General features: G+C 73.5%; 13 protein-coding genes. 10 read left to right on the plus strand and 3 right to left on the minus strand.

Features of this window, described 5'->3' with window-relative positions; all coding sequences use genetic code 11:
* The first annotated feature begins 8 nt into the window (after positions 1 to 8).
* The 3 genes from ACZ7GZ_RS05835 (at position 9) to ACZ7GZ_RS05845 (ending at position 4,158) form a co-directional block, all read left to right on the plus strand.
* Positions 9 to 122, plus strand: coding sequence for a SapB/AmfS family lanthipeptide (locus ACZ7GZ_RS05835; RefSeq protein ID WP_471021305.1), 114 nt, complete (start codon positions 9 to 11; stop codon positions 120 to 122).
* Between the two features lie 99 nt (positions 123 to 221).
* Positions 222 to 2,048 carry an ATP-binding cassette domain-containing protein gene (locus ACZ7GZ_RS05840; protein WP_471021306.1) on the plus strand — a complete coding sequence of 609 codons (1,827 nt, stop codon included), beginning with the start codon at positions 222 to 224 and terminating at the stop codon, positions 2,046 to 2,048.
* Between the two features lie 265 nt (positions 2,049 to 2,313).
* Positions 2,314 to 4,158, plus strand: coding sequence for an ATP-binding cassette domain-containing protein (locus ACZ7GZ_RS05845; RefSeq protein ID WP_471021725.1), 1,845 nt, complete (start codon positions 2,314 to 2,316; stop codon positions 4,156 to 4,158).
* 32 nt (positions 4,159 to 4,190) lie between these two features.
* Here ACZ7GZ_RS05845 and ACZ7GZ_RS05850 read toward each other — a convergent pair whose 3' ends face one another.
* Positions 4,191 to 4,799: a LuxR C-terminal-related transcriptional regulator gene (locus ACZ7GZ_RS05850; protein WP_471021308.1), complete on the minus strand. Its 609-nt coding sequence runs from the start codon at positions 4,797 to 4,799 to the stop codon at positions 4,191 to 4,193.
* Between the two features lie 325 nt (positions 4,800 to 5,124).
* Here ACZ7GZ_RS05850 and ACZ7GZ_RS05855 point away from each other — a divergent pair, with 325 nt between their 5' ends.
* Positions 5,125 to 7,275, plus strand: coding sequence for a SpoIIE family protein phosphatase (locus ACZ7GZ_RS05855; RefSeq protein WP_471021727.1), 2,151 nt, complete (start codon positions 5,125 to 5,127; stop codon positions 7,273 to 7,275).
* 89 nt (positions 7,276 to 7,364) lie between these two features.
* Here ACZ7GZ_RS05855 and ACZ7GZ_RS05860 read toward each other — a convergent pair whose 3' ends face one another.
* Positions 7,365 to 8,885, minus strand: coding sequence for a S1 family peptidase (locus ACZ7GZ_RS05860; protein WP_471021728.1), 1,521 nt, complete (start codon positions 8,883 to 8,885; stop codon positions 7,365 to 7,367).
* Between the two features lie 201 nt (positions 8,886 to 9,086).
* Here ACZ7GZ_RS05860 and ACZ7GZ_RS05865 point away from each other — a divergent pair, with 201 nt between their 5' ends.
* The 5 genes from ACZ7GZ_RS05865 to ACZ7GZ_RS05885 all read left to right on the plus strand — a co-directional run bounded on the left by ACZ7GZ_RS05865 (position 9,087) and on the right by ACZ7GZ_RS05885 (position 16,142).
* Positions 9,087 to 9,500 carry a PaaI family thioesterase gene (locus ACZ7GZ_RS05865; protein WP_471021310.1) on the plus strand — a complete coding sequence of 138 codons (414 nt, stop codon included), beginning with the start codon at positions 9,087 to 9,089 and terminating at the stop codon, positions 9,498 to 9,500.
* A gap of 455 nt (positions 9,501 to 9,955) precedes the next feature.
* Positions 9,956 to 10,171, plus strand: coding sequence for a type A2 lantipeptide (locus ACZ7GZ_RS05870; protein ID WP_471021312.1), 216 nt, complete (start codon positions 9,956 to 9,958; stop codon positions 10,169 to 10,171).
* Positions 10,172 to 10,274: 103 nt separating this feature from the next.
* A complete protein-coding gene (locus ACZ7GZ_RS05875) occupies positions 10,275 to 11,081 on the plus strand; it encodes a hypothetical protein (protein WP_471021314.1) in 807 nt (268 codons plus the stop codon).
* Positions 11,078 to 13,315: an NHLP family bacteriocin export ABC transporter peptidase/permease/ATPase subunit gene (locus ACZ7GZ_RS05880; RefSeq protein ID WP_471021316.1), complete on the plus strand. Its 2,238-nt coding sequence runs from the start codon at positions 11,078 to 11,080 to the stop codon at positions 13,313 to 13,315. The genes ACZ7GZ_RS05875 and ACZ7GZ_RS05880 overlap by 4 nt, the downstream gene beginning before the upstream one ends.
* Position 13,316: 1 nt before the next feature.
* Entirely contained in the window at positions 13,317 to 16,142 is a 2,826-nt protein-coding gene (locus ACZ7GZ_RS05885) for an NHLP bacteriocin export ABC transporter permease/ATPase subunit (protein WP_471021318.1), read from the plus strand.
* On the opposite strand, the gene ACZ7GZ_RS05890 is transcribed toward ACZ7GZ_RS05885, so the two are convergent.
* Entirely contained in the window at positions 16,139 to 16,957 is an 819-nt protein-coding gene (locus ACZ7GZ_RS05890) for a ribonuclease BN (RefSeq protein ID WP_471021320.1), read from the minus strand. The genes ACZ7GZ_RS05885 and ACZ7GZ_RS05890 overlap by 4 nt on opposite strands.
* A gap of 237 nt (positions 16,958 to 17,194) precedes the next feature.
* On the opposite strand from ACZ7GZ_RS05890, the gene ACZ7GZ_RS05895 reads away from it, so the two are divergent.
* On the plus strand, positions 17,195 to 18,241 hold the full coding sequence (locus ACZ7GZ_RS05895; protein WP_471021730.1) for an MGDG synthase family glycosyltransferase: 1,047 nt from the start codon (positions 17,195 to 17,197) through the stop codon (positions 18,239 to 18,241).
* The last annotated feature ends 263 nt before the right edge of the window (positions 18,242 to 18,504 follow it).

Consider the following 18,504-nt stretch of genomic DNA (forward strand, 5'->3'; position numbering starts at 1 on the left):
ACACCACCATGGCACTGCTCGACCTGCAGACCCTCGAGTCCGAGGAATTCACCCACGGCGGCGCGAGCACCGCGAGCCTGCTCTCCTGTGTCTCCGCGGCGAGCGTTCTGCTCTGTCTCTGACCGGCCGGTGAGTCCACGGCTCCGGACGGCACCGTCCCTTGTGGGCGGGGCCGGCCGGAGCCTCCCCGTTCCCGCCCGACCCGAGCGAGGCCGCAGCCGATGAACTCCCGCCCGGAAAACGTGCCTTCGGCGGCCGGGCGCGCCTTGTCGCGCGCGGTGCTGCGCCAGGGCGGCGCCCGCTGCGCCGCGCTGTGCGCGGTGAGTACGGCGGCCACGGCGGCCGGCCTGCTGCTGCCCGCCCTGCTGGGGCACACCCTGGACCTCCTGCTGGCCCGCGCCCCGGCCGCCCCCTGGCTCGCCTGCTGCGCCGGGCTCGTGGTGCTGCTCGCCCTGCTGGACGGCTGCGCGGGCGTGCTCACCGGCACCGCCGACGCGCAGGCCACCGCATGGCTGCGCCGCCATCTCACCGGGCACGTCCTGGCGCTGGGCCCGCGTGCGGCGGCCAGGTTCGGCGCCGGGGATCTGGTGGCGCGGCTGGTCGGCAACGCGGCGCAGGCCGGGACGGCGCCGGGTGCGCTGGCCGCCCTGCTCGCCGCGCTCGCGGGTCCCGTCGGCGGCGTGGTGGCGCTCGCCCTCATCGACCCCTACCTGGCGGCGGTGTTCCTCGCCGGGGCACCGGTCCTGGCCCTGCTGCTGCGCGCCTTCACCCGGGACACCTCGGCGTGCGTGGCCGACTACCAGCGGGTGCAGGGCCGGATCGCCGGCGCACTGGCGGAGGCGGTCGGCGGTTCCCGTACGATCCGGGCCGCGGGCGTCGAGGACCGCGAGACCGCCCGGATCCTCACGCCACTGCCCGAACTGTCGCGTGCCGGGCACCGCATGTGGCGGGTGCAGGGGCGGGCCGCCGCGCGGGCGGTCACCGTGGCCCCCCTGCTGAACCTGGGCGTGCTGGCCGTGGCGGGGCTGCTGCTGGCCCGGCACCGCCTGTCGGTGGGCGAGGTGCTGGCCGCCTCCCGGTACGCGGTGCTCGTCACGGGCGTCGGCGCACTGGTCGGGCAGCTGGCCGCACTCGCACGGGCCCGCGCGGCGACCGGCCGGCTCGCCGAGGTACGCGCCGAGCCCGCGCCCGGACACGGCACACGCCGCCTGCCGCCGGGCAACGGCCGGCTGGAGCTGCGGGCGGTCACCGCGCTCCGGGGCGGACGCACCGTCCTGGACGGCATCGACCTGGCCGTCCCCGGCGGCACCACCCTGGCGGTCGTCGGCCGTTCCGGCGCCGGCAAGTCCCTGCTCGCCCAGATCGCCGGCCGGCTCACCGACCCCGACACGGGCGAGGTCCTCGTCGACGGCGTCCCGCTGCGCGACCTCGCCCACGCGGAGCTGCGCCGCGCGGTCGCCTATGCCTTCGAGCGCCCCGCCCTGCCGGGTACGACCATCGAGGACGCCATCGCCTTCGGGCTCACGCCCGCGACACCTGCCGCCGTCCGCGCCGCGGCCCGGCGCGCCCACGCCGACGAGTTCGTACGGCGCCTTCCCGACGGCTACGCCACCCGCACCGCCGACGCGCCCCGCTCCGGCGGCGAGTCCCAACGCCTCGGCCTGGCCCGTGCCTTCGCCCACGGCGGCCGGCTGCTGATCCTCGACGACGCCCTGTCCAGCCTGGACACGGTCACGGAACACCACATCAGCCGGACCCTGCTGGCCCCGGACCCGTCCCACACCCGCCTGCTGATCGCCCACCGCGCGACGACCGCGGCCCGCGCGGACCGGGTCGCCTGGCTCGACGCCGGCCGCGTCAGGGCGGTCGGGACCCACCGGGAGCTGTGGCGGGAGGCGGAGTACCGGGCGGTGTTCAGCGGCGACGGCGACCGGGAGGGGGAGGGCGCGGCGGGGGCGGCGCGGGCCACCGGCACACGGACGCGACGGAAGGCCCGGGCGGGGCGCGAGAACAGGAGCGACAGCGGGTCCGGGACGGAGGGGTCCTGATGGCGGGCGGGTACGCGGGACGGACGGACCGGATCCATCCGGCGAAGGCCCGGACGCGCATCACGAGGCGAGGGGCCGCCCGTCACAGCGGTCTGCGACCACGCAAACCGGACGGCCACAGAAACGGAGAGGCCCGGAACGGTGCCTGCCGCTGCGGGAGCCGGAGTTGACGAGCATGCCGGGCCGGGACCGGGAGCCGGCTGAGACACCGGACCAGGACCGGAAGCCGACACACACATCACAACGGGAGCGGAAGTTGGCGAGCATGCCGGGCGGGGACCGGGAGGCGGCGGGGGTGCCGGGCGGGGGACGCCGGTCCCGACCAGCCGGTCGGTCGGGCGTCGTGGCCCCGGGCCGGATCCCCGGGCACCCGGCGCCCGCCCGCACCCGAGCGGGCCGGTTCGTGCGGGAGCGGTGGCGGGTGCTGGTCCGGCTCGGCGCGTGGTCCGTACTGGAGGCGGGACAGACCTTCCTCGTCGGATACGCCCTCGCGCGGGCCCTGGACGCCGGGTTCCTCGCCGGGAACGCCCGGACCGGGCTGCTGTGGCTGGGCGCCGCGGGACTCGCGGTGTGTGCCGGGGCGTACGGGACCGGACGGGTGTACGGCGTGGTCGCCGCGCTGGTCGAGCCGGCCCGGGACCGGCTGGTGACGGCGGTGGTCGCACGCGGGGTGCGGGAGGCGGACACGGGTGCGCTGTCCGGGCTCACCCAGCAGGTGGAGATCGCCCGGGACACGCTCGCGGGTGTGGTGATGGTGACCCGTTCCTTCCTGTTCACCGCCGCCGGCGCCCTGATCGGCCTGGTCTCGCTGGCCCCGCTGCTCCTCGCGGTCGTCCTGCCGCCGCTGCTCGCCGGGGTGGCCCTGTTCGCCGCGACGCTCGGACCGCTGGCCCGCCGCCAGGAGGCGTTCCTCGTCGCCGACGAGGCACTGGCCCGGGAACTGGGCGCGCTGTTTCCGGCACTGCGGGACGTCACCGCGGCCGGCGCCGAGCAGCGGGTCGCCGACGCCGTCGGGGAACGCACCGACGCGGAACTGCGGGCCGCCCGCTCCCTGGCCCGCTGGAGCGTGGCCCGCGTGGCCGCCCTGGCGGTCGGCGGCGAACTGCCGGCGGTCCTGCTGCTGGTCACCGCGCCCTGGCTGCTCGGCCACGGCGTCACCCCGGGCGCCCTGGTCGGCGCGCTCGCCTACGTCACCCAGTCCCTGCTCCCCGCCCTGCACACCCTCGTCCACGGCCTGGGCACCAGCGGCTCCCGTCTGACGGTCGTACTGCGCAGACTGACCCGGGACTCCCGACCGCGAGCGGCACAATGCCCCGAGGGGCGCGGGGGACCGCGCGTCCAGCCGCAGCAGACCGGCACCCGCCCCACGACCGCGTCCGCGCGTTCCTCATGCCCCGCCCTCTCCCTTTCCTCCCTCACCTTCGCCTACGGCCCCGCCAGTGAACCCGTCCTGGACGACCTCGACCTCACCCTCCCGGAAGGTGCCCACCTGGCAGTCGTGGGGCCGAGCGGAATCGGAAAGTCGACACTCACCGCCCTCGTCGCCGGTCTGCTCACCCCACAGCACGGCACCATCCGGGTATACGGCCACCCCGTCCCCGCGCCGCGGGCAACCGTGCTCATCCCCCAGGAGGCCTACGTCCACACCGGCACCCTGGCCGAAAACCTCACCCTCTTGCGCGACGGTCCCGTGCCGGAGGCCGAACTTCTGGCAGCCGCCGACGCGGTGGGACTCACCCCGCTGCTGAAAACACTGGGCGGACCCGGTGCCACGGTCGTCCCGGCGGAGCTGTCCACAGGCGAGCGGCAGCTGATCGCGCTGGCCCGCGCCTACCTCTCCCCCGCCCCGCTGGCCCTGCTGGACGAGGCGACCTGCCATCTCGACCCGGAGGGGGAAGCGCGTGCCGAACGGGCCTTCGCGGCACGTCCGGGCGGCACGCTGATCGTCGTCGCGCACCGGATCAGTTCGGCCCGCCGCGCGCAGCGGATCCTCGTCATGGACGGCGCGCGCACCGCCTGCGGCACCCACGGCGAACTCCTGCGCACCTCGGACCTGTACCGGGACCTGGCCGGCGGCTGGACGACGCACCCGGCGCCGCTGCCCGGCTAGTCACAGCCACCCCCGCACGCTCACCCTCCGCCTCACACCCACCCCTCGCCCTGCGATATGCGAATCGCGTCGATCCGGTTGCGTGCGCCGGTCTTGCGGGTGATCGACGCCATGTAGTTGCGGACCGTGCCGAGGGACAGGTGCAGACTGCCGGCGATCTCGGCGACGGAGGCGCCCGCAGCCGCGAGGGAGAGCACGCTCAGCTCTCGTCTGGTCAGCGGCATCTGGGCCGCCTTGAGGAAGCCGAAGCCCAGCGAGGCATCGACGAAACGTTCCCTCTCGGCGACGGACCGGATGGCACCCACCAGCCGGTCCGGTGAACCCGCCTTGTCCACGAAGCCCAGCGCACCCGCCTCGGCGGCCCGCTTCAGCAGTCCCGGCCGGGTCGCCTGGGCCAGCACCACGAGCGCCGGAGGCCTGCCGCCGGCGCCGGGCGGGCACAGGTCGCCGAGCGGCGGCATCCCCTGGCCGTCCGCGCAGTCGAGGTCCGCAGCGCACACGTCCGGACATAAGGACCGCACCCGGGCGGCGGCACCCTGCCACGGCGTGTCGTCCACGTCCAGCCCCGGCTCCCGGCGCAGCCACTCCGCCAGGACCGATCGCACCAGACTCACGTCGTGCACCAGAAGCACCCGGATCACTGCCCGCCCCCTCGGCTGTTCGTCCTGCACCCGTTCTCGTCACCGCCCGTGCCATGGCCACGACACGGAACAGCGCGTGCCCATTCTTGGGGGCCGTTACCGTTCACGGGCGCGGAGATCCGGCCATCGGGATGCGCGGGGGCGCACGCGAGGCGCCCGTACGCCGCCCGCGCTTCCACCGCAGGGGCATGGAGGCGGGCGGAGCGGGTATCCGGAGGCATCCACCGCTGAGGACCACCGCTCGCGGCCGGAGCGCTCGCCGTGCGGGGGGCGCCCCCGCGAGGGAATCTTGTCCCCAGGATGCGTGGCGCGGCCGTACGAGGAGGTGGTCGGCGTGTCCGACGGGCCGGGCCCGGGACCGGCACCGGCGGCCGACTGGATGCCGGCCGCCCAGCCGGTGCTGTCGCTTGCGCTGGTCTCGATGATTCAGGCGGTGCGCGCGCACTCCGGCGCGGTGTACCTGCTCAGGTCCGACGAGCCGGTCCTGGAGATGGCGGTGATGGCGGGCATGCCCCGCGCTTTCGCGGCGCCCTGGCAACGGGTCGGGCTGAGTGCGCCGATCCCCGTCGCCGACGCGGCACGCGAGCGGCGGCTGGTGTGGGTGGGCGGCGAGGAGCAGATGGCCCGCTGCTATCCGCGGATCGCGGTGGTGCTGGCGTACCCGTTCGCGCTCGCCGCGTTGCCGGTGGCGACGGAGCGCCGGCTGTACGGCGCGGTGTTCGTGACCTGGCCGGGTGCGCACGCGCCGGAGCTGTCCGACCGGGAGCGGGACCATCTGTGGGCGGCCTGCGACCGGCTGGCGCTGCGGCTGGAGCGGGCCGCGCGGGACAACCGGCCGCTCGGGCAGGAGGCCGATGTGATGGCGGATCCGGTGGCGGGCGTGGCCGACACGCTGGGCTCGGCGGAGGCGGCCCGGATGGTGTCCCGGCTGCCGTACGGGCTGGTGTCGCTGGATCTGCACGGCCGGATCGGGTTCGTCAACGCGGCCGCCGCCGAGCTGCTCGGCAGACCGGCCGGGGAACTGCTCGGCACGCTGCCGTGGGTGTCGGTGCCCTGGCTCAAGGACCCGATGTACGAGGACCGTTACCGGGGGGCGCTGCTCAGCCAGGAGGTGACGTCGTTCGTGGCACTGTGTCCGCCGGGCGAGTGGCTGTCGTTCCGGATGTATCCGAGCACGACCGGGCTGACCGTGCGGATCAGCCGGGCGCGTGCGGTGGCGGAGATGGCGCGCGGGGCGCCGCAGGCGGACGCCTCCCCCTCCCGGCTGGTGACGATCTCCCAGGTGCTGAGCCTCGCGGGCGCGCTGACCGAGGCGGTCGGGGTGCAGGACGTGGTGCAGCTGGTCTGGGACGAGGTGGCCCCGGCGGTCGGCAGCCAGGCGATGGTGATCCTCGGCTCGCAGGGCGGGCGACTGCACGTGCTCGGGCATCGCGGGTACGGCGACCCGCACACCGTGCAGCGGTTCCACGGGCTGTCGCTCACCGAGCGGACTCCCGGTACCCAGGCGCTGAACAGCGGGGTGCCCGCGTTCTTCGACTCCCGGGAGGAGCTGGAACGGCTGTATCCGCGTCGGCACGAGCCGCCGGACGGCTTCGCGGCCTGGGCGTATCTGCCCCTGATCGCGTCCGGGCGCCCGGTGGGCACGTGTGTGCTGGCGTACGCCGAACCGCATGTCTTCCCGGCCGACGAGCGGGCCGTGCTGACGTCGCTGGGCGGGCTGATCGCGCAGGCGCTGGAGCGGGCGCTGCTCTACGACGCCAAGCACCGGCTCGCGCACGGGCTCCAGCAGGCCCTGCTGCCGCACTCACTGGCCCCGCCGCCCGGCATCGAGGCGGCCGCCCGCTATGTGCCGGCCACCCATGGCATGGACATCGGCGGCGACTTCTACGACCTGGTGCCGACGCTGCCGCTGGCGGCGGCGGTGATCGGGGACGTCCAGGGGCACAATGTGACCGCGGCGGGCCTGATGGGGCAGATCCGTACCGGGGTCCGGGCGTACACCACGGTCGGGCAGGCGCCGCACGAGGTGATGAGCAGCACCAACCGGCTGCTGATCGACCTGGGCACCGAGCTGTTCGCCAGCTGTCTGTATCTGCGGCTGGACCCGGCGCGCGGGCGGGCGGTCATGGCCCGGGCGGGGCATCCGCCGCCGTTGCTGAGACGGCCGGACGGGCGGGTGCGGGTGCTGGACCTGGCCGGCGGCCCGCTGCTCGGGATCGACGCGGCCGCGGTGTATCCGACGACCGAGATCTCCTTTGCTCCCGGTTCGGTGCTCCTGCTGTACACCGACGGTCTGGTGGAGGCGCCCGGCATCGACATCGAGGACGCGCTGGTCGGCCTCGGCGGGCTGCTGTCGGCGATCGGGGACCAGCCGCTGGAGCAGCTGGCGGACGAGGTCGTCCGGCACAGCGCGGCGGCGCGGGAACGGGTCGACGACGTGGCGGTGCTACTGCTGCGGGCCCGCGAGGGCGCCTGACGGATCGGACGGGAAAGGCCCGGCCCTCCCGCAGGAGGGCCGGACCACCCCCGGCCGACCGGAACCGCTGGTGAGGCCGGCCGGAGCGCTCAGCGCGTGCTGGTCAGGGACGACCCGTCGTTCGCGGAGCCGGCGCCGGACTGGTCGCTGCCACTGCCGGACTGGTCGCCGGAGCCGGCGCCGTTGCCCGACTGGTCACCGACGCCGTTCCCGGACTGGTCACCGGCCGAAGCGGACGGGGCGGCGGAACCGGACTGGTCCCCCACACCGGACTGGTCGCCCGCACCAGACTGGTCCCCCGCACCGGACTGGTCGCCCGCCGAGGCCGACGGGGCGGCGGAACCGGACTGGTCGCCAGCGCCGTTGCCGTTGTTGTCCGCGCCGCCATTGCCGTTGTTGCCGGCGCCGCCATTGCCGTTGTTGTCCGCGCCGCCGTTGCCGTTGTTGCCGGCGCCGCCGTTCCCGGCGTTGCCGCCGTTGCCGAGGGTCGCGCCGGTCGCCTGCAGGGCGGCGGTGACCGGCTGGAAGAAGGTCTCGCCGCCGTTGGTGCAGTCGCCGCTGCCGCCGGAGGTCAGACCGACGGCGCCGCCGTCCTGGGTGAACAGGGAGCCGCCGCTGTCGCCGGCCTCGGCGCAGACGTTGGTCTGGATGAGGCCGTTGACGGTGTCGACGCCGCCGGGGTTCGTCTCGCTCTGGAAGTTGACGGTGGCGTCGAGCCCGGTGACCTGCCCGTCGTGCAGGCCGGTGGTGGAACCCATGCGGAACACGGTCTCGCCGACGGTCGCGTCGGCGGCCTGGGTGATCTGCACGGTCTGGCCGTTGCCGGTGTTGACCTCGCTGGGCGCCTGGGTGGTCGCGTCGTTGTACTTGACGAGCGAGAAGTCGTTGCCCGGGAACTTGGCCTGGTCGACGGTGGCGATCGGCTGGCCGTTCTGGGAGTCGGACCAGTCCTTGGCGGCGACGCCGCAGTGACCGGCCGTCAGAAAGGCGGGGCTGCCGTCGGAGGCGGTGACGTTGAAGCCGAGGGAGCAGCGCACGCCGCCCTGCTGGGTCTGGGAGAAGATGGCGTCGCCGCCCGAGGCGAAGGTCTTGAAGGTGCCGGCGGACTTCTTCAGGGTGGCCATGCCGGAGCCGAGGCTCTGCACGGTCGACTGCAGTCTGTTCCACCGGGCGCCGGTGACGGTGGAGTCGGCGGTGACCAGGATCTTGTCGGTGCGCGGGTCCACGGCCCAGGAGGTGCCGGGGATCGTCGCCTTGGTCTTCAGCGTTCCGGCGGCCGCCTTGAGCGCGCGGGTGCTGTTCTTCACCTGGCGGACGACCGCGCCGGCCTTCTTCGCCTGGGCGATCGTGTTGCCGTCGCCGCTGACCACGTTGACGACGAGTTGCTGCCTGCCGCTGTCGAAGTACGACCCGGCGAAGGCGTCACCGAGGGTCTTCTGGAGCTGGGCGGCGAGGTTCGAGGCCTGGGTGGCCTTCAGCGTCTTCGCGGTGCCGGTGGTGCCCGACGCCTGGTTGCCGTCCTGCGACGCGTTGGCGTGCGGCAGCAGGAGGGCCGCTGCTCCGAGCGCCGCGACACCGCCCACCGCTATCGCGGCTTTCCGCTTGGGCATTCGCTTGTGACTCAAACTTCTCGACCTCCTGGGGACGGGGGGTTCTGCCGCTGACGGGCAGTTCGTTTCGGGGCGCCTGGATGGCCGTACGTACGCACCGGCTCCGCGGTGTGTTCAATTCCGTTTCCCAACAGCCGTCGCGGGCGGGCGAATCGGCCATGCTCCGCGTGTTGTGGGAGGCCGGCGGGAACAATCCCCCATATGACGATGACCCCCGCCGAAGCCGACAAGATCCTCTCCGCCAACTTCGCACCCTGGGTGCTCGATCTCGGGCTGACCGTCGAGACGGTGGGCGAGGACCGGGCGGTGCTGCGACTGCCCTGGTCCGAGCGGCTGGCCCGGGAGGGCGGCGCGCTGTCGGGGCAGGCGCTGATGGCCGCCGCGGACACGGCGACGGTGATCGCGGTGTCCTCCGCGCGGGGCGGCTTCGTGCCGATGACGACGGTTCAGCAGTCGACGTCGTTCCAGCGTCCGGTGACCGGTTCGGATGTCCGGATCGAAGCGGTCCTGACGAAACTGGGCCGCCGGATGGCGTTCGCGGACATCACGCTGAGCGACGCCGGTTCGGGGGAGCTCGCGGCGCGGGCGAGCACGGTGTACGCGATTCTGGGCTGACACGTTCCGCTACCGATCAGTAACGGTCCGTTCCGGGCGCGAAGTGGAATCCCTCCTTCAGGGAATCTACACATTGAATACTCAACCAAGTCACCGCCGACCAGGGATCTGCACATCCGCGCGCACCCCGGCACTCCTTTGGCGTGGAGTGCCGGATTCGCCGTCCGCCGGGCAAGGGGCCGGGTGCGCCGATGCGGTGCCGCATGTGAAGGAGTCGCCGACACGGCGTGCACACGCCTGCACGGATGAACCCGTTCGGCAGTCAAGTGCCCAGGTGAGAGCCCTGGTTGATTGGAAGGGCGCCCCGCGTGCGTGCTTTGATCCATTGCACCGCGGGGGTCGCGGCGGGTTCCTGGAGACGGGGGCCCGGCGCCCGCGGTCGCGGCCGTCCGTCTGTCCCCAGAGGGGGCCGCTCTCCCCCTTGTGAAATGTTTATCAGGAAGGGAAGTTCCACCATGAACTCCACCCCCCAGGTTGAGACCGTCGAGATCTCGGACGCCGAGCTGGACAACGTCTCCGGCGGTCTGTCCGTGAACGCCCTCAACACCGTGACCGGTGCCGTGAACGGCGTCGCCCCGGTTTCCGGCGTGGCCGACACCGCCATCGGCACCGTCGAGGGTGTCACCGGCCTGAACGTGCAGCCGGTCACCGACCTGGTCGCCGGTCTCTGATCGCACGCCTTGTCGCAACCGAAGTCCCGGAGTCGTTTTTCGGCTCCGGGGCTCTCGGATGCCCTGAAACACCAGCGTCTCTCCCACAGGTGAGGGAAGTTCCGTGCAGTTCCGCCAACAGGCCCTCGCCAAGCTCCAGTCGCCCGAAGAGCTGGACCTTCCGGTACGGCTGGCCCGCCCGCAGGGCTGGCTCGCCCTGGGTGTCACCGTCGTCGTCATGGCGGCGGCCTCCGTCTGGGCCGTGACCGGTTCGGTCGCCTCCACCGTGGGCGCACCGGCCGTCCTCACGCATGGGCAGGGCAGTTATGTGCTGCAGAGCCCGGTGTCCGGCCAGGTGACGGCCGTGCTCGCCAAGCAGGGCGAGCGGCTGCCCGGGAACGCGCCCGTCCTCAAGGTCCGTACGCCGCAGGGCGATTCCGTGGTCCGCACGGTCGCCGCGGGCCGCGTCACCACGCTCGCCGCCACCATCGGGCAGATCATCCGGACCGGCACCGACGTCGCCGCGGTGGAGAAGGTCGCCCACGCCTCCGACCCGCTGTACGCGACCGTGTACGTCCCCGCCGAGAACGCCGCCGCCATCCCGGCGCACGCCGCCGTCGACCTCACCGTCTCCTCGGTGCCGACCCAGACGTACGGTGTGCTGCGCGGCCATGTGAAGTCCGTGGACCGTGCCGCGCAGTCCGCCCAGTCGATCTCCGCGTTCCTCGGCGACAGCCAGCTCGGCGAGCAGTTCACCCGCAAGGGCCGCCCGGTGGCCGTCCTGGTCGCGCTCGACAGGTCGACGGCCACCCAGAGCGGCTATCGCTGGTCCACCACCGACGGGCCGCCGTTCCGGCTCGACTCCATGACGCTCGCCTCCGGTTCGATCAAGCTGGCCGACCAGCACCCCGTCGATTGGCTCCTCCCGTGACCGTTTCGACCGAAGGCCCGCAGGCTGCCCGCAGCCGCAGACGCGCCGCCCCGGCCAAGCGGCGGCCGGTCCCCAAGCCCCGTGGCGGCACGGTCCGTACACCCACCGTGCTCCAGATGGAGGCCGTCGAGTGCGGCGCCGCCTCCCTGGCGATGGTCCTCGGCCACTACGGCCGGCACATCCCGCTGGAGGAACTGCGGATCGCCTGCGGTGTCTCCCGCGACGGCTCGCGCGCCTCCAACCTGCTGAAGGCCGCCCGCGGTTACGGCCTGACGGCCAAGGGCATGCAGATGGACCTGGCCGCCCTCGCCGAGGTGCGGGCACCGGCCATCCTGTTCTGGGAGTTCAACCACTACGTCGTCTTCGACGGCATGGGCCGCCGCTTCGGCCGGCGCGGCGTGTACATCAACGACCCCGCCAAGGGCCGCCGGTTCGTGCCCATGGAGGAGTTCGACGGCAGCTTCACCGGTGTGGTGCTGGTGATGGAGCCGGGCGACGGCTTCACCAGGGGCGGGCGGAAGCCCGGCGTGCTCGGCGCGATGCCGGCCCGGCTGCGCGGCACCGCCGGCACCCTGCCCGCCGCCGTGCTGGCCAGCCTGCTGCTGGTCGCGGTGGGCGCCGCGGTACCCGCGCTCAGCCGCACCTACATCGACACGTTCCTCATCGGCGGCCAGACCTCCCTGCTGGGCGTGCTGTTCGCCTCGATGGCGACCTGTGTCCTGCTCACCCTGGTGCTGACCTGGCTCCAGCAGGCCAACCTGCTGCACGGCCGGATCATCTCCTCCACCCTCTCCAGCGCCCGCTTCCTGCGCCATCTGCTGCGGCTGCCGGTGACGTTCTTCGCCCAGCGCTCCCCCGCCGACCTGGTGCAGCGCCTGCAGTCCAACGACCAGGTCGCCGAAACCCTCGCCCGCGACCTCGCGGCGGCGGGCGTCGACGCGATCGTCGTCGTGCTGTACGCGGTGCTGCTCTACACCTATGACCCGCAGCTGACGTTCGTCGGCATCGGCGTGGCCCTGTTCAACGTGGTCGCCATGCGGCTGGTAGTACGGCTGCGCGCGACCCGTACGGCGAAGCTGCGCGCGGACACGGCGCGGCTGACCAACACCTCGTACACCGGTCTGCAGCTGATCGAGACGATGAAGGCGACCGGCGGCGAGGACGGCTACTTCCGCAAGTGGGCCGGACAGCACGCCACCACGCTGGAGGAGCAGCAGCGGCTCGGTGTGCCGAGCGCCTGGCTGGGCGTGGTCGCCCCCACCCTCGCCACCTTCAACAGCGCGCTGATCCTGTGGATCGGCGGCCTGCGTGCGGTCGAGGGGCACATCTCGGTGGGTCTGCTGGTCGCCTTCCAGGCGCTGGTCACCCGCTTCACCGCACCGCTGACCCGGCTCAACGGCGTGGCGGGCCGCATCCAGGACTTCGCGGCCGACGTGGCCCGGCTGAAGGACGTGGAGAACTTCCAGGCCGACCCGCTCTACGCCCGCCCCGGCGGCGCCGACTCCACGCGCCGGCTGCACGGGCACGTCGAGCTGGAGAACGTCACCTTCGGCTACAGCCCGCTGGACAAGCCGCTGCTGAGCGGCTTCGACCTGACCGTGGGCCCGGGTCAGCAGGTGGCGCTGGTGGGCGGCTCGGGCAGCGGCAAGTCCACCGTGTCCCGGCTGATCTCGGGCCTGTACACCCCGTGGGACGGGGTGATCCGCATCGACGGCCGCCGGCTGGAGGACATCCCGCGCGGCGCGCTCGCCGCCTCCGTCTCCTTCGTCGACCAGGACGTGTTCCTCTTCGAGGGCTCGGTCCGCGACAACATCGCCCTGTGGGACCCGTCGATCCCGGACGAGGCGGTGGTGGAGGCGCTGAAGGACGCGGCCCTGTACGACGTGGTGATGCGCCGGCCCGGCGGCGTCCACAGCAAGGTCGAACAGGACGGCCACAACTTCTCCGGCGGCCAGCGCCAGCGGCTCGAAATCGCCCGGGCCCTGGTCCGCCGGCCGAGCATCCTCGTCCTGGACGAGGTGACCAGCGCGCTGGACGCGGAGACCGAGCTGGTCGTGATGGACAACCTGCGCCGGCGTGGCTGTGCCTGCGTGGTGATCGCGCACCGGCTGAGCACGGTCCGCGACAGCGACGAGATCGTCGTGCTCCAGCACGGCACGGTCGTCGAGCGCGGGCGGCACGAGGAGCTGGTGGCGCGCGGTGGCGCGTACGCCGCGCTGGTCAGGGAGCGATGAGATGACGGCCGTTCAGGAGGGTTACGAGGGCGACCTGGTGCTCGGTGCGCTGGGTTCCCTGGGCGCACGCATCGACTGCGCCGGTTTCAACCGCCTCGACCTCGAAGGCCCGCAGGTGCTGTGGCTGGTCGCGGCCGGCGCCCTGGACCTGTTCGCGGTCGACGCCGGCCAGCAGGGCCACTGGCACCACCTGGGCCGGCTGGAGGCGGGAGCGCTGCTGCTCGGCCCGGTCGCCGGACCCCAGCACACCCTGGTGGCCCGTCCGGTGCGGGACTGCGTCGTCCACCGGATCAACCTGCGTGAGCTGTACCAGCCCGCCAACACCCAGACCTGGTCGTACGACGAGTACGGCAACCCCCAGTACGTACCGCCCGCCACCAGCCCGCTGGAGTACGCGGTCGCGCTCGGCGTCGGCCGGGGCCTGTCCGTGCTGTTCCAGGCGCCGATGGCTGAGGACCGGTCCGCCACGCCCACGGACGACGACGTGTTCTGGATGCAGGTGCCGCCGGGCAGCGTCCAGTACGGCTCGCTGTACGGCGCGGAGGCCGCCGCCGACCTGCTGATGGACCCGGCGCTGTGGCAGTCCATGGTGGACCAGCAGTACCGGCTGCTGACCGCGCTGGACCGGTGGATCGAGCAGCTGGAGCGCACCCACGAGACCCGCACGGCCGCCGGGATCAAGGCCGGTGAGGCGGTGCGCGCCGAAGCCGACCAGACCCTGCTGGCGTCCATCGGCAAGCGGTCGGCCCGCCGGACCACGACCGCCGACGCCGACGCCGGTTACGCCGCCTGCAGGCTGGTCGCCGAGGCGGCCGGGATCAAGCTCGCGGAGCCCGCGCAGAGCGGCACCGAGAGCGAGCGCCTCGACCCGGTCGAACGGGTGGCGCTCGCCTCCCGGGTGCGCACCCGGGCCGTGCGGCTGCAGGGGCGCTGGTGGCGGGAGAACGTGGGCCCGCTGGTCGGGCACCGGGCGCTGTCCGGGGCGCCGGTCGCGCTGCTGTGGCGGCGCGGCGGGTATGTGGCCGTCCATCCGGGCACCGGCCGCGAGACCCCGATCGAGAAGGCGAACGCGGAGGAGTTCGAGCCGCGCGCGGTGATGTTCTACCGGCCGCTGCCCGACACGGCGCTCTCGCCGTTCGGCCTGCTGCGGTTCAGCCTGCGGGGCACCCGCAGTGACCTGCTCGGTCTGCTGTTCGCCGGGCTGGTGACGGTGGCGATCGGCGCGCTGGTGCCGATCGCGACGGGCAAGGTGCTCGGCGAGTACGTACCGCGCGCGCAGGAGGGCCTGATCGTCCAGGTGTGCCTGGCCGTGATGGTCAGCGGGGTGGTGGCGGCGGCGTTCACCCTGCTGGAGAACCTGTCCATCCTGCGCCTGGAGGGCCGTATCGAGGCCGCGCTGCAGCCGGCCGTCTGGGACCGGCTGCTCAGGCTGCCCACCCGGTTCTTCACCCAGCGCTCCACCGGTGAACTCGCCAGTGCCGCCATGGGCATCAGCGCGATGCGGAGGCTGCTGGCGGGCGTCGGCCCGGTGGTCGCACAGTCGGTGACCGTCGGCGCGATGAACCTGGGCCTGCTGTTCTGGTACAGCCCGTCGATGGCCCTGGCGGCGATCGGCATGCTCGTCGTCATCGCGGCCGTGTTCCTGGGGCTCGGGCTGTGGCAGGTGCGCTGGCAGCGGCGGCTGGTGGTGCTCGGCAACAAGCTGAACAACCAGGCCTTCCAGACCCTGCGGGGGCTGCCCAAGCTGCGGGTGGCGGCGGCCGAGAACTACGCCTACGCGGCCTGGGCGCGGGAGTTCGCGCGCAGCCGGGAGCTGCAGCAGAAGGTCGGCCGGATCAAGAACCTCACCACGGTGCTCGGCGGGATCTATCTGCCGGTGTGCACGCTGCTGATGTTCATGCTGCTGGCGGGCCCGGCCAAGGGCGCGATGTCGGCGGCGGACTTCCTCACCTTCAACACCTCGGTGACGATGGTGCTGACCTCGGTCACCCAGCTGACCGGCTCGTTCGTGTCGGCGGTGGCGGCGCTGCCGCTGTTCGAGGAGATCAAGCCGGTCTTCGAGGCGACCCCCGAGGTGCGTACGTCGAGCACCCGGCCGGGTCCGCTGTCCGGCGCGATCGAGACGCGCCGGCTCTCCTTCCGGTACGCCGACGACGGCCCGCTCGTCCTGGACGACGTGTCCTTCGCCGTCCGGCCGGGCGAGTTCGTGGCGGTCGTGGGACCGAGCGGCTGCGGCAAGTCCACGCTGCTCCGCCTGCTCATCGGCTTCGACAAGCCGGTCTCCGGCAGCGTCCTGTACGACGGCCAGGACCTCGCGGCGCTCGACCAGTCGGCGGTGCGCCGCCAGTGCGGGGTGGTGCTCCAGCACGCGCAGCCGTTCACCGGCTCCATCCTGGACGTCATCTGCGGCACCGAGCCGTACACGCCGGAGGAGGCGATGGCGGCGGCGGAGCTGGCGGGTCTCGCCGAGGACATCAAGCGGATGCCGATGGGCCTGCACACGATCGTGGCCGGCAACGGGGCGGTCTCCGGCGGTCAGCGGCAGCGCCTGATGATCGCCCAGGCGCTGATCCGGCGCCCGCGGATCCTGTTCTTCGACGAGGCCACCAGCGCCCTGGACAACGACACCCAGCGCATCGTCATCGACAGCACCCGCAAGCTGAACGCCACCCGTGTGGTCATCGCGCACCGGCTGTCGACGGTCCTGGACGCCGACCGGGTGATCGTGATGGAGGACGGCAAGGTCGTCCAGCAGGGCACCCCGGCCGAACTTCTCGCCGACACCACGGGCCGGCTGCACGAGCTGGTGCGCCGGCAGATGGCCTAACCGGGCTCCTCGTCGGCTTCCGGGTGGTCGTCGTGGTGCGGCATCCAGTGGTGTTCGCAGAACCAGCGGCCGAACAGGGCACCGCCGTAGATGACGAAGCCGACGCCGATGAGCCAGGACTCCACCACGAGCACGGTGCCGACGGCGCCGTAGCTGAGCGCGTTGGTGACGATCAGCGGGGTGAAGACGAGGTAGGAGAAGGCCCGCAGGCCGGCCAGGCCCAGGACGGTGGCGAGCGCGCCCGGCAGCAGCGAGCGCCAGTGGATCTGGCCGCCCAGCAGGAAGCGCTGCCCCCACCAGAAGAACAGCACGCCGCTCACCGTGGACAGCGCGATCCGCTGGCCCCCGTGCAGCGCGCTCTTGGTCGCCACCTCCTGGTAGAGGTAGGCGGTGAGCACCACCAGCCAGGTCGCCTGCCGCCAGACCCGGTGCCAGGGGCCGGAGGCCAGGCCCCAGATCCGTTCGTAGGCGTTCTGCACACTGCCGCCGAAGGACACGCCGAAGACGGCCAGCAGGACACCGCCCCAGACACTGGTCGTGCCGATGACGCTGCGCGGCGGGCTGATGACGTCGGTGATCACACGGGCGGAGCGGCCGGACAGGCCCATGCCGTCGGTGAGCCACGAGGCGAAACCGCCCCGCACCAGGGGATCGGCGGCGGCGACCACGATGAGCAGCGGTGCCAGCGTCACCAGCGCCAGCGTGGCGAAGCCCATGGCCCGGTGCATCAGTTCGAGCTCGCGGCCGTGTTCGAACAGGACTCCGACCCTGAGCCACTCCCAAGCGCGGTGCAGGCCGCGCCGCAACCGCCTCACGGCTCCTCCCGTGCTCGCCGCCCACACGCTCTCCTGTGCCGATTCATCCACCCCGGCGCGCTCCGGGCAACTCACGCCGGTGCCGTGTCGCGTGGCCGCGCTGTGACACGGCGGCGGAGTGCACGGTTTGCGGCGGTGCGCACCGGAGAATCGGAACCCGTGCGTACTCCTGCCGAGGTGCCCTCCCCGGAACCAGCCGTGCCGGGCGTCCGGCGCCCGCTGATCCTGAGCGCGAGCATGGGGGCCGGTCACGACACCGTGGCCGCCGAACTGGCGCGCCGGGCCGCGGCGCACGGACACGAGCCGCGGGTGGCCGACGTCCTGCGGCTGCTGCCGTACGGCCTGGGCGGCGGGCTGCGCCGCTCGTACCAGGCGTCGGTACGGCACTTTCCCTGGCTGTACGCCGGTGTCTACGGCGCGTTCCTGCGCGGCGGCACGGGGCCGCGCCCCAGCGGGGTGCCGCTGGCCCGGCTCGCCGGTGACCGGCTGACGGACCTCGTGCGGCAGCTGGACGCCGACGTGGTGGTGTCCGTCTTCCACCTGGCCGCGCAGCTCACCGGTCATCTCAGGGCCCGGGGCCGGCTGCGGGTGCCGAGCGTGGTCTTCCTCGTCGACTTCGCCGTGCACCGGCAGTGGCTGCATCCCGGCAACGACCGGTATCTGTGCCTGACGGACAGGGCGGCGGCGGAGGTGCGCCGGGCTCTTGGGGGGCCCGTCGTGACGACCGGTCCGGCGGTCGCGCCGCAGTTCCGGGCGCCGGCGCCCGGTGCGGCCGGGTGGCGGGAGCGCTTCGCCGGGCACGCGCCCGGCCGGCCGCCGGTGCTGCTGTCCGCCGGCGCCTGGGGGGCGGCGTCCCGGGCGGACACCACCGCCCGGCTGCTGACGGGGGCCGGGTATCTGCCGGTGGTGCTGTGCGGGCGCAACGCACGGCTGCGCGAGCGGGTGGCCCGGGGGCCCGGGGTGCTGGCCCTGGACTGGGTGGACGACATGCCCGGGCTGCTGTCCGCCGCGTACGCCCTGCTGGACAACGCGGCCGGCCAGACCGCCGTACAGGCCCTGGCCGCCGGGCTGCCGGTGGTCGGGTACCGGCCGCTGCCCGGCCACGGGGTGGACGGGGTCCGCCGGATGGCCGACCTCGGCGTGTCGGAACTGGCTCCGGACGCGACGGCGTTGCTGACGGCTCTGACCAGGCTCACGGAAGGCGGCCCGGAGCGGGCGGAACGGGTGGCGCGGGGGCGGGCGCTGTTCCGGGATGATCCGATGGCGCATGTGGTGGCGTTGTGAGGCAGGGACGCGGGGCGCCGACGGCCACTGTGCACCGGCCCGGCAGGTCGGGCGGCCGGCCAGAGGCCTGCGGCTCGCGGCGCGCGGTCCGGCACCGGCGACTCCCAGACCTGCCCCAGCCACGCGCCGGGCAACCGGCCCAAAGCACGCATCTCGGGACCCGGCACCGACCGACCCCCTCGCCCCACCCCCACCACGCGCCGGAGCGGCCACCCCAAAGCACGCATCTCGGGATCCGGCACCCCCCGACCCACCCCCACCAC

The sequence above is a fragment of the Streptomyces sp. NPDC037288 genome, assembly GCF_055603265.1.